Consider the following 12303-nt stretch of genomic DNA (forward strand, 5'->3'; position numbering starts at 1 on the left):
ATAAGCCCGCCGGCGTTCCCTGTTGTACTGAAGTGTGCGAGCCTTCGGGAACCTTGGATCGCTGCCATGAGTCTTTCTTTATCATTCTTATTTTGTTGTTTTTAAAAGAAGAGTTTACGGCATGTTTGCTGTTGATCTTTGTAATTCAAAAAGCCAACGTGGCAGAGCGGCTATGCGTTCGCCTGCAGAGCGAATCTACTTCGGTTCAAATCCGGACGTTGGCTTACATCTCTTTATTACATTATGCATCTTTTTAAGAAATTTTTAATATGTTCATACCCTTTGATTTTTCAGGTTTGGTATTTTCATTATGGAGAATTAAAATATGAGATATGAAGTCAAAGGAACTCCGTTCCCTGTTGTTACTTGTTATTTAGAAAGAGGCGAAGCCATGATCACCGAAAGAGGTGCCATGTCTTGGATGACTGACCGAATGAAAATGGAAACCAATACAAGAGGCGGTTTCATGAAAGGGCTCGGTCGCATGTTTTCAGGCGAATCTTTCTTCTTGAATACTTATACAGCCGAAGGTGATAACCAATTCATTACATTCGGTTCCTCTTTTCCCGGCCGCATTTTGGATTTTAATCTCAGCGGCGGCAGAACAATTATTGCTCAAAAAGACGCGCTTCTCGCGATGGAGAAAACCGTTGAAATGGATGTTCATTTCAAGAAAAGAATCGGTGCCGGTTTCTTCGGCGGCGAAGGGTTTGTCATGCAAAGATTTTCAGGCAACGGTTTCGTCTTTTTGGAAATTGATGGCGATGTTGTTGAATATGATTTAAAAGCCGGCGAACGGCTCTTGATTGATCAGGGACATTTGGCAGCAATGGAAGACACCGTTCAGTTTGACATTACAACCGTTTCCGGTGCCAAAAACGTTCTTTTCGGCGGCGAAGGTTTATTCTTAGGAACATTGACCGGCCCCGGAAAAGTTTGGATTCAAACCATGCCAATGGCAAGCTTGGTCGATATTATTCTCTCAAGAATTCCGCCGAGCCGCAATTAATTTGAAGATTCTTCTTCAATCTTTTTCTTTTTTGAAAGCGCGCTTGCAACCATAATAGCTTTCGTATAATGACCCGCCGACCGCGAGGTGTCGACAAAAACATGCCGGTCCATTAAAATCGGCGCGCCAAGGCCGTCGCCGCCACCCAAAAACGTCAAACCCCTGAAAATCAGATTTCCCGTAATTCCGTTCGGGGCCAAAATATAATTCGAATGCTCAAACGCTTCTTCTAAATCTAATTTATAATCAACCACATGAAGCTTTTTTTCTTCTGTAATAATGCGTACGATCTCAGCTGCTTCCAATCTTCCGGCTTCATCCGGCGTTGAAATCAATCCCACATGCGGCGCAACGCCGAGACGCTTTAACAAATGCGTTCCGAGACAAATAAATTCCACCTTGTCTTCGATTGTTGTTCCTTCATCAATGCCAACCGGCGCGAAAAAATGCGGATTCTCATCTTTTGCCAACAAAATCGCAATTCGATGAATCTTATTAATATGACAGGCCTTTTTCAAATTTGAAAGTGAATCCGAAGCCTTTGCCGTTCCGCGAATGGCAGCATCCACTTCTCCCGAAACCAGCAAAGAAACAAGTTCATCTTCCGGCACTGCCGTGTCAATGATTTGAAACGGAAGCGACAACACCTCATCCTCTCTCAATTTATAATAAATGCGGGAGGCTTTTTCAATTTCCGCTTTATCGCCTACCAAAATCACATTCGCATATTTTTTTTCAACAGCCACAGCGGCACACTTAACCGTCTCGGGATCCGGGTCGCGAACGCCCATCGCAATTGTCGCGTGTTTGGAAACGGCAATCTTTTCAATCAAACCGATGAGTTTTTCCATTTCAATTTCCGTCTCTTTGTTGATCTCTTCCATTCTTCACGCCCGTTATTCATTTCTTTTCTTTGAAAGAGCTTCTAAGACCGCTTCTTTCATAACATTTACATCCGGCTTTTTTCCCGTCCATATTTCAAAAGCCAAAGCCCCTTGATAAATAAGCATCATGACACCGTTAAGCGTTTTGACATTCGCGGCAATCTGCGATTCTTTTAAAAAAACTGTTTCTTCCGGATTATAAACCACATCAAAAACAGTTTTACCGTTCAAGCATTCTTGAATCATTTCCGACTTTGTTTTATTTTCTTCCAAAGGCAGTTTATCATAAACGGAGACATCTTTGTATTTTCCCATGCCGAGCTCCGTTGTTTGAATAATCACATCCGCATTTTTCAAATCATTCCACCCGGATTCAAAACCGCTTCCGAAAACATTTTGATTTCCTGTTTTTTCGCGAATTTCCTTCGCCAAAATTTGTGCTTTTTCAACCGTTCGATTTATGATTCTAACAGAATTGCAGCGTTCGCTGAAAAACAAAGAAATTGATTTGGCTGCGCCGCCCGCACCGACAATTAGTATCTTTTTTCCGTCTGTCACGCATCCTGCGTCTTCCAACGCTTCAAAAGCGCCCTCTGCATCTGTGTTGTACCCGTAAATTTCCCCGTCTTTAAAATGAAGCGTATTGACGGCACCCGCTTTTTTAGAAAACTCATCCGGGATGATTAATCCGGTTTCAAAGATTTTTTCTTTGAGCGGAATTGTCAAATTCAATCCGACAAAACCGTCGGCTTGCGCCTTTAATATTTCCCGTTTTAAATTCTCAGGCTCAACAGCATAAGCTTTGTATTCGCAGTCCGTCATGCCGAGTGCGGCGAAAGCGGCAGAATGCATCGCGGGAGACAACGAATGATTGATAGGGCAGCCGAAAACACCGTATTGATCTTTTTTCATTTCATCCCTCAACATCGTTAAAGAAGGCCGAAAAGTTTGAAACCCTCTTTAATTTTGCCGACCGGGAGCTGTCCCGGCGCGGCTTCTTCATCCATATAGCCGTAAGACAAAATTGACCCGTAAAACGGCGCCAAAACGCGCGTTTGCTTGCCCAAATCGCCCATTGCAATCAAACAGATTCTCTCGGGTTTTTTGCTTCTGAGACCGGCCTGGTAAAGCTTTAAAACGTCTTTTTTTGTTTCGGGCATGACGGCGACCTTTGCAATATCCGCGCCTTTTTCAAACGATTTTTCCAAAACACTTTCGATCTTTTTCAATGACGGCATATCCTTTTCATCAAAATAATGAGAGGAAAGAATGATTTTCGTATTGGATTTTTCAGCAATACGCCGGCATTTATAGATATTTTTCTTTGAACTTTTCCGTTCAATATCAACATAATCAACATCCGGGAGGATTTTTTTAATCAAATCGAAACGGTCTGATTCTTTTCCTTCAAAAGCGCCGCCTTCTTCTTTTGACCGCAAAGTTCCGATGACGGGCAGACCGCTGTCTTTTGCTTCCTTTATCCATTCCTTCATTTGGTCGATTAACGCCGTTTCTTCAAAATCTTTTTTCAAGTATTTTTCAAATCCGATCGTGTTGGTGAGCAGCAAATCAAAGCGGAGTTCCAATATGTCAGCACCGTTTTCCTTGCCGGTTTTTACATTTTCTTTGACATTCTTTGTGATCGTTCCGACAACCGCCGGACGAGTGAAGTAAGTCATTTTCAGATCCCTTCTTAGTTTTCAATGATTTTTTCAGTCACTTTCATTCCAAAATGACGGCCGGCTTCTTCAATTTTAACAAAAACTTCGTCGCCGACTTTCAAATTTGTAATCGAAACACTTTTGCCGTCAGGTTTGACAAGCTTTACCGTCTCGGCATTTTGCAAAATCACTTTCAATCGTTTTCCTTCTGCTTCTGCTTCTAAAAGCATCATCGGGCGCGATTCAATTTTAACACGGCCGACAATTCCGGGACGCGTTTTTCCGTCTGCGCCCACAATCGTGACGTCGTCACCTGCTTTTAACTCCGAAAGATAACGCGTGATCTCATTAATTTTCAAGTAAGAATAAACTGCGCCCGCATTTACTCTGAACGGGCGGGACGCAACGTACGGGCTTTCATCCACTTCCGAATGAATCAGGAACAAACCGGCTGACTGCGAGCCGATCAGCATGCCTTCGCCCGGCGCCATCAGATTGCAAGTGTCAATGCAAACACGGTCGCCCATGCCGAGCTGCTTCACCGTCACAACCGTTGCAGGTACCAACCGCTCCACCGTTCGGCCGCTCATTTTAACGGCAGCAGCGATTTCTTTGATTTCGCTCATATCACTTGAGTCAATCAATACGCCGTCAACGCCTTTTTCCAAAATCTGAAGAGATGTTTGCGCTTCTTCCACCGATTTCACATCGGCGATGATTTCAACATCATATTTTTCAAGAGCCGCAATCAGATTTTCAAGCGGAATGATACGCCAATCACCGGCTGAAATGATTAAATAATCCGCCGTTTTACCGACTTCTGCCGCAAACAATTCTGTTTTTTTATTCTGAATATCGACATAAGCCGCGACGGATTTTCCGGCTGACTTTTTCTCTTTCATCTGTTTTAATTCAGCCGTTTCATTTTTCTCATCATCATTTTCGGATAAAAGCGGTATGTTCCATACCAAAACATCGGCTTCTTCTGAATTTTTTCCGTCAAAGAAACAAGCCGTTTTGATTTTTCCGAGCTGTTTGATCTCGGGCAAATCGGCGGCATCAGCGAGCACGAAGTCCGCGCCGGACTCCATCGCTGCCGTAATTCCATTTCTTTTTTGATCCCATGAACCTTCTGTTGCTTTTATCCATACGTTTTTCATCGTATCTTCCTGTTAATTATTTCTTTTCTTGTTCTTTACGTGCTCTTTTCTGACTGTTCTTCAATTCAGGCGGTTTGTTGCTGCTGGAATATTTCTGAGATGCTTTGGATTTTGTCGCAGCGGCGGATTGTGCTGCCGTGCTTGACTTCGGTTTGCCTGCAGATTTTTCCGGAGCGGACGCGCTTGATTTCTTGCCGCCCGTCTTCTCTTTCTGGTCAGGGTTGCCGCCGAAAAGACCTTCAATCTTTTCATAAATGCTTCTTGACTCGGGGTCATTTCCTCTTCCGGACCTCGGGTTCTGCTTTTCTTCTTCTTCCCTTTCTTTGTAATACATCAAAGCCAAAACCGCACCGATAATAATGATTAAGAAACCGCCGCCGAGTAAAATCAGCTTCCACGGAATTTCAACTTTCGGTTTTTCAGTTGCTGTAAATGTAAATGTTTGATTTGTCACTTCAATTGAAGACTCGCCCGCTGTTTTCGGCTTAAAGCTGAACGTCAGGTTTTTCGTCTCGCCCGGCGATAATGTGACTTTCTTTGTCTCCGTCTTGTTTTCCGCGACAATCACAACCTCTTGTGTGTCTTTTTCCTTGCCGACATTTTCAATTGTCATTGCAATTTTAACGGTTTTATTGACCATTGATTCTTCAGGAAGCGTGATGTTCGTCACGGCAAAATACGGGCCGTACGGCAAAACTTCCATCTCTTTGGTTCCGGTCATGTATCCTGTTTTATTGGCTGTTAATTTGGCAAGTCCCGGTGTGGAATCTGCCGTCACGTTAATCATACCGTTGTCATTTGTCGTTCCGATATGCTCGCCGTTTTTGTAAACGCCGGCGCCGGTCACATTCGTATTATTCTCATCTTTCACATACAAACGGAATGAATCTTCCGAAAAGATGTAATCCGGAATCACAATCTGAAGCTCGTCGCCGCCTTCGGAAGTTGATTTCGTCAATGTCACCGATGAATAGCCGCTTTTTTCAGCTCTGAATTCATAAGAGCCGGCATTTCCGAGTTTGTATGAAATCGCGCCGGATGAATTTGTTTCACCGATCGTGGTGTTGTTAACTTTAACGATCGCGCCGGCAAGTTCCTTCCAGCTGCTGCTGTTATTGTAAACGACTTTAATGATGATTTCTTCATTGGGGTAAATCGTTTCGGGAACTTCAATTCTCAAATTCGTAACGGTGGATGAATTGTTTCCGGAAGATTTGCTGAACGGGAAGAGTCTGAGGTCATCCGAATCAGCGACATGAAGTGACAAATTCTCCATCAGCGTGATGTTTGATCCACGGGAAAGGTTGATTGAATCTTTATTGACGAATATCAGCGCGGTGCTGCTTGTGTATTCGACGTTCATATTACCCAAAGATGTGCCTTTTCCGACATCTGTTGTTTTTGTTGAAATCTGGAAAATGCCGCCGATTTTTACAACCGCTGATGATCCTTCAAACACATTTGTCACGCGAACGGCAATTACCGGAATGGTTGTGTCACCGACAGATGTTTCATAAACAAAATTCTCGCCCGCTTTGATTTTTTCCTCTTTTACGGTGCTTCCGTCTTTCTTTAAAACCAAATTCACTTTTGAACCGTTATCCGTGATGTTTGAAATCTGAAGCGAATAGCCTTCTTCCAAACTGATGTTGGCGCCTTTGTTGTATTGTTTCTCTGTTCCGTTGTTAATCAAAACTTTTGAAACGTCTCCGTCTTTCAAAATGCTGTCATTGCTATCGGTAAAGTTCGTCGTGTTATTTTTGTTGGATGAATTGTAGCGGAGGTAACCTGCAAAATAATTCTCGCCGCCGAGATTGATTGCCTGGTAACTTCCCCAATCTGAATAATTGAAAGATTCATTGTATGCGTTGGTTGAATACAAAATCTGTTTTGCGGAAACGGAGCGTTGAAGCGTGCCACTGACATCAAAAGACAAGTTTTCCGTTTCTGTGCTGTTGTTATAATCGTAAGTAAAGCCCGGGAAGTTCATACCGTTCCAGCTTTTGTTTTTGTTGGAACTGTCATACACCATTCCTCTGTCAGAATATGTTTTTTCGTCGTCTGTTTTCGGATTGGAAACAAGTTCGAATTTCAATTTTGAAGCGTCTTTGACATCAATTTTAATGTGTCCCATCAGCGTTACGGTGCTGTCGGCATTTAATTTGATGCGGTCCGGGTTTTTCATTGTAATGCGCGTTTCGTTAACGGTTTTAATTTCCATCGCGCCGACCTTTTTCCCTTCGTTCACATCGGTTGCGCTTTCAGAAATCTGGAAAATACCGTCAATGACAACTTTTGTGCCGTTGATGTTTTTGACATGAACCGCAATAATCGGCACGGTTCCGACATCGTCAAGAGATCTTTCATAAACGAAAGTCGTGTTGTTTGAAACCGTTTCATTTTTCACGCTGCTGCCGCTTTTTTCAAGCGTTAATCTGAATTGTTTGCTGCTTTCGTTGACATCGCTGATTTTTAATTTGTAGCCGTTTTCAAGCGTATATGTGTCGCCGGAGCTGAGGCTCTTTTCATTGTCATTGTCCAACAGAACCGGATAAATTTTCTCATCTGATAACGTGCTGATATTATTGTTTGTAAATTGAGTGGTTGACATGTTGCCGGAATTTGAACGGGTGTAACCTGCAAAATACGGCTCTCCCTGCCAGCCGATGACGCGGTAACTGCCCCAGTCGGCGTAAGCGAATCTCATGTTTTTGTATTCCGTCACATATTCCGCGTTATCCGCATTGATCTGCCTGTCACTTGCGGAAATCGTTAATGTGATGTTTTCTGTGTAAATTCCTCTGTCCAAATCGTACCACAGACCGGAATAGATGGCGGGGGTCCATGTGTACGTTGAAGACATGCTTTGTTCCTGGTCCCATACGTTACTGCCTTTAATGGCGGCGGCAGAGACAGGGACAGCTAAAGCTGCGATAATCAAACCAAGTAAAACTAAAAAACTCAAATATTTCATTTTCTTAATCATGTGCGGCACTCGTATCTCATTTGTAATTGGTAGTGTGAATTTATTGATCGTGTGAATTTTATAAATCTGAATCAACGAAACAACCCTGATTTTGACATTTAATAAAAATGTCGATTAAATCATTTGTTTTTAATATGCGTTAATGGTTTATTTATATTATTGCTTCTATCCTTTTTGAAAATATTTAAAAACGCTTTAATTCTGCCTTATTTTTGTATTCGTCATGTTCGGCAAATTCAATATTTTTTTCAAAAAACCGGTTCTAATGCTTCGGGATGACTCCGGCGTTTCCGTCATTTTCGGGGCTCTGCTGCTTTTGGCAATTTTTGCCGTTTTCCTGTCTGCTTTTTTAATCACGGCAATTCCCGCAAAAATAATGTCTGACGAATCTGCCGGAAATGATTTATTGCTGTCTGAAATCCTCCAATTTTCCGAAAGCGAAGCACTTTCCGGCAACACCGTTTTCCATTCCGGTTATTCGACCGTACAAATCGCCGAAGGCGGCGAAATTATGTTTGCCGCAAACATTTCCATTCCGCCTGAAACAGAATCTTTTTTGAAATCCGATTACTCTTTCGACTCTTCTCTAAATCCGTTTTCAAATCCATCATCCGGATCTGCCGGTGATTTTGCTCTCTATAAACTCAGCTCGGGATCCCTTCTTTTCTCATGCCGCTATTCTCAGATTCCCGATCGCTTCTATTCTTTCGGCGACTCTTCGCTTCTTTTGATTCAAGAAGGCGGCTCTTCTTTTCTTAAACCGCCGGCTGTTCGGGTTTGGCAAAATAAAGACAGCAAAATTCTGTTTTCCATGCGCGGTGATGTTCTTCATTTCCCGTCTTCTTCCTCTTCGTCTTCTTCTCTATCGCCCTCTCTCGTTTTCAGCAATTTAACAACTTTGAATTACAGAATTATTCAAACAGCCGATGTTCACGATTTTGTTTCAGAAATTTGTATCTTTTATTTGCCGCCTGAATCTGATTCGTTTTTGAATGAAACGGCGGCGGCTCAAAAAGAAAAAGCCTTTCAGGATTGGTTGTTGAAATTTGAAAACGAGTTGAATCGGGATTTTCCCGAATTAAAAACAGAATCGGATTTTGAAAAAGGAATGTTGGTTATTTCTTCAGATTCTCTCTTCGAAATTGATGTCACGGTCCGTGAGATTGAATATGTTTTGTCCTGATTAAATCAATCATAAAAAAATCAAAAAGCAAATCAAAAGAAAGTGTTCTATGAATGTGAAATCATTTGAAAAATAAAGCGGGCCCGGGAGGATTCGAACCCCCGGCATTCGGGTTAGAAGCCCGACGCTATATCCTGGCTAAGCCACGAGCCCAGATTGGATTGCAATGAAAGCTTTTTTCTCATATATACCTTTTGTTCAGTATCTCTTTCATTTTTCTGATTTATCTCTGTCTTCTATCTGTTTTTCTTTTTGCTTTTCTTTTTTCGTTTCGGTAAACGGTTCTTTTTTCTTTTTATTATAAATCTTCATGAAGCTGTTTTTTTGGAAAAACATTTAAATCCATTGGGAATTTGGTATTTACATTTATGATGATTTTCCGTTTCAATTGAGGATTTTCTTCATAAAGAAGCGCAAATGCGCTTGAATCACACATCACTAACCTAAAATCGGGTGATTTTACAAATGAGCGAGAATTTAATGTATGTCAACGGCAAGTTCGTTCCTGAGAACCAACCTGTCATATCCGTCTTTGATCATGGTTTTCTTTACGGAGACGGGGTTTTTGAAGGAATTCGCGCTTACAACGGCCGCGTTTTCAAGTTAAGAGAACACGTCGACCGATTGTTCGACTCCGCAAAAGCCATTGATTTGGATATCGGAATGTCAAAAGAAGCAATGGAAGAAGCCATCCTTGAGACTCTCCGAAAGAACAATTTTAAAGACGCCTACATTCGCCCGATCGTTTCCCGCGGCAACGGCGATTTAGGATTGGACCCGCTGAAATGCGATAAAGCCAACGTTTTTATCGTTGCCAAGACGATGTCTTCTTTGTATGACACGATGGAATTAAAAGCAATCACAGTCGGTGTCCGCCGCAATGCTCCGGACGCTTTGTCGCCGAATATCAAATCTTTGAATTATTTGAACAATATTTTGGCCAAAATCGAAGCCAACGCCAAAGGCGGCCAGGAAGCCATTTTCCTTGACCACAACGGCTTTGTCGCGGAAGGTTCCGGCGATAATATTTTCATCATCAAAAACGGCGTCGTTTACACACCGCCGACAATCAACAATTTAAAAGGAATCACGAGAGCAACCGCAATTGAGCTCCTTGAAAAGAACAAGATTCCGACCCGCGTTGAAAACATCAGTTTGTTTGACGTGTATACCGCTGATGAAATCTTCGTCACAGGCACCGCCGCTGAAGCTGCCGCAGTCGTTTGGGTTGACGGAAGAACAATCGGTGCCGGCAAAACAGGGCCTGTGACTGCTCTGATGCTCAAAGAATTTGAGAAAATCACAAGCACAACAGGAACCGAAATCTATACGGCAAAGAAAGCACCGGCAAGAGCTGCATCTGCCAAGCCTGCTGCCAAAACCGCCGCTGCAAAACCGGCTGCTAAAACAGCCGCTAAGCCCGCTGCCAAAGCACCTGCTGCTAAAACAGCCGCTAAGCCCGCTGCCAAAGCACCTGCCGCTAAGACTGCCGCCAAAGCACCCGCAAAGAAACCTGCTGCAAAACCCGCAGCAAAAAAGCCGGCCGCTCGTAAATAATTTTATAAATCCGGATGATTGGAAAGGTAAGTTTTTTGCTCCTTTCCCATCTCTTTTATTCATTTTTCCTTCTCTTTTTCGATTTACGCTTGCCCCTCATTAATTATATATACTGAAAAAAAGGTTATTCTTCACCGCGAGGCTGACTCGCTTTTTACATTCATATTCATTTCATCATTATTCATTTCGGTATTCACAATGGCGACATTACAGGAACAGATTCGGGAAGTCGAAGAAGAAATTAAAAAGACGACTTACAACAAGGCCACTTCTTTTCACATCGGCCGCTTGAAAGCGAAGCTTGCCAAACTTCATGACGAAGTTGAAAAGAAAAGCTCCTCGGCAGGAACCGGTGAAGGGTACAGCGTCAAAAAATCAGGCGACGCAACCGTGACGCTTGTCGGTTTCCCGTCTGTCGGTAAGTCGACGCTTCTCAATAAACTGACCGATGCCAATTCCGAAGTCGGCGCTTACGCGTTTACAACGCTGACGGTTGTTCCGGGTGTTATGGAATACAAAGGCGCAATCATTCAGATTTTGGACGTTCCAGGTCTCGTGAAAGGTGCTGCTTCCGGCCGCGGCCGCGGTAAAGAAGTTATCGCCGTTATCCGAAATTCTGATCTCGTTATCTTTTTACTGGATATTTTTCAGCCGACGCACCATTCGGTTCTCATGGACGAATTGTATGAAGCCGGCATCCGCGTTGATCAGGAACCGCCGGATGTTGTCATTAAAAAAGTTGACCGCGGCGGTATTCGAATCAACTCGACGGTTGAATTGGAATTCATCGACGAAGACACGATTAAGTCCATCATGGATGAATACAAAATCCACAACGCGATGGTTTTAATCAGAGAAAACATAACCGTTGACCAGTTTATTGATGTTGTCGCCGGCAACCGCAGTTATGTCAGATCAATGGTTGTCGTCAACAAAGTCGATTTGGCTTATCCGCATATGCTGGACGAATACAAACAGAAATATCCCGAAGCTGTCTTTATTTCCGCTCACAACAGCCAGAATTTAGAAATGCTCCGCGAAGTTCTTTACGATCGTCTCGGTTTTATCCGCGTTTATATGAAACCGCAAGGTGAAGCCGCCGACTTGGAAGAGCCGATGATCGTTCTCAGGGGAACAGACATCGGTCAGATTTGCGACCGTTTGCACAAAGATTTCAGACGGAAGTTCAGATTCGCATACGTTTGGGGCAAATCTGCCAAACATCCCGGGCAGCGTGTCGGGTTGGAACATAAATTGATGGATAAAGACATTGTTTCAATCGTTATTCAGAAATAATTCAAAAGTGAATGGCGTTTTGTCACAAACTTTTTAATTTATCCTGCCTTTCATTTTTCAAATAATTTTTATCAATTATTTTATCAATTATCTTTTAAATTATTATTTCACTTCTGATTCCGAGGAAAACTCATGACGTTCAGCGTTTACATCAATTTCAATGGCAACTGCCGCGAAGCAGTCACCTTCTATGCAAAAGTTTTCGGCAAAGACGTGCCGCATTTTTCAACCTATGAAGAAATGCCGGCCGACCCGAATTTCCCGCTGACGGAAGAGCTGAAAAAGATCGTCATGTATTCTGAAATGGAAATCGGCGGCACAAATTTAATGTTCTGCGACATGCCGTCGGAATATGAATGGATTTTGGGAAACAACATCACTTTGGTTTTCGGAAGTCCTGACGCTGATGAAATCCGCTCCGTTTTCAAAGGGTTAAGCGAAGACGGAACGATTGCAATGGAACTTCAGGAAACCTTTTACGCCGCTCTTTACGGAATGGTTGTTGACAAATTCGGAATCACTTGGCAGATTATTTGGGAAGACGGCATTAAGTGGAAATAATTTATT

Annotated in this window: 9 protein-coding genes, 2 tRNA genes and 1 pseudogene; 6 read left to right on the forward strand and 6 right to left on the reverse strand. The window is 42.9% G+C overall.

The window, feature by feature from the left end; genetic code table 11:
- The first annotated feature begins 152 nt into the window (after positions 1 to 152).
- Positions 153 to 224: transfer RNA gene (locus C7391_RS07615), tRNA-Cys, on the forward strand.
- Positions 225 to 325: 101 nt separating this feature from the next.
- The gene (locus C7391_RS07620) at positions 326 to 1009 is read left to right on the forward strand and encodes a TIGR00266 family protein (RefSeq protein WP_133517966.1); all 684 of its coding nucleotides are present in this window, start codon (positions 326 to 328) and stop codon (positions 1007 to 1009) included.
- On the opposite strand, the gene C7391_RS07625 is transcribed toward C7391_RS07620, so the two are convergent.
- The 5 genes from C7391_RS07625 to C7391_RS07645 are packed head-to-tail and all read right to left on the reverse strand — an operon-like array spanning position 1006 to position 7700.
- Complete coding sequence (locus tag C7391_RS07625; RefSeq protein ID WP_223611048.1) at positions 1006 to 1893, reverse strand: methyltransferase; 888 nt, start codon at positions 1891 to 1893, stop codon at positions 1006 to 1008. The genes C7391_RS07620 and C7391_RS07625 overlap by 4 nt on opposite strands.
- 12 nt (positions 1894 to 1905) lie before the next feature.
- Entirely contained in the window at positions 1906 to 2805 is a 900-nt protein-coding gene (aroE, locus tag C7391_RS07630) for a shikimate dehydrogenase (protein ID WP_133517967.1), read from the reverse strand.
- A gap of 17 nt (positions 2806 to 2822) precedes the next feature.
- Positions 2823 to 3572, reverse strand: coding sequence for a type I 3-dehydroquinate dehydratase (gene aroD, locus C7391_RS07635; RefSeq protein WP_133517968.1), 750 nt, complete (start codon positions 3570 to 3572; stop codon positions 2823 to 2825).
- Positions 3573 to 3586: 14 nt separating this feature from the next.
- The gene (locus C7391_RS07640; protein ID WP_133517969.1) at positions 3587 to 4714 is read right to left on the reverse strand and encodes a 3-dehydroquinate synthase II; all 1128 of its coding nucleotides are present in this window, start codon (positions 4712 to 4714) and stop codon (positions 3587 to 3589) included.
- A 16-nt stretch (positions 4715 to 4730) separates the two neighbouring features.
- Positions 4731 to 7700, reverse strand: coding sequence for an S-layer protein domain-containing protein (locus C7391_RS07645; RefSeq protein WP_133517970.1), 2970 nt, complete (start codon positions 7698 to 7700; stop codon positions 4731 to 4733).
- 265 nt (positions 7701 to 7965) lie between these two features.
- Between C7391_RS07645 and C7391_RS07650 the strand changes: the two genes are divergently transcribed.
- A complete protein-coding gene (locus C7391_RS07650; RefSeq protein ID WP_133517971.1) occupies positions 7966 to 8883 on the forward strand; it encodes a hypothetical protein in 918 nt (305 codons plus the stop codon).
- Between the two features lie 78 nt (positions 8884 to 8961).
- Here the strand turns inward: C7391_RS07650 and C7391_RS07655 are convergent.
- A tRNA-Arg gene (locus C7391_RS07655) sits at positions 8962 to 9036 on the reverse strand.
- Positions 9037 to 9348: 312 nt separating this feature from the next.
- Here C7391_RS07655 and ilvE point away from each other — a divergent pair.
- The 3 genes and pseudogenes from ilvE to C7391_RS07670 form a co-directional block, all read left to right on the forward strand.
- Positions 9349 to 10212: pseudogene (gene ilvE, locus C7391_RS07660) on the forward strand (branched-chain-amino-acid transaminase); the annotation flags it as partial.
- A 426-nt stretch (positions 10213 to 10638) separates the two neighbouring features.
- Complete coding sequence (locus C7391_RS07665; protein ID WP_133517973.1) at positions 10639 to 11736, forward strand: OBG GTPase family GTP-binding protein; 1098 nt, start codon at positions 10639 to 10641, stop codon at positions 11734 to 11736.
- 132 nt (positions 11737 to 11868) lie between these two features.
- Positions 11869 to 12297: a VOC family protein gene (locus C7391_RS07670; RefSeq protein ID WP_133517974.1), complete on the forward strand. Its 429-nt coding sequence runs from the start codon at positions 11869 to 11871 to the stop codon at positions 12295 to 12297.
- Positions 12298 to 12303 lie beyond the last annotated feature (6 nt).

The organism is Methanimicrococcus blatticola, from assembly GCF_004363215.1.
Lineage (GTDB): Archaea > Halobacteriota > Methanosarcinia > Methanosarcinales > Methanosarcinaceae > Methanimicrococcus > Methanimicrococcus blatticola.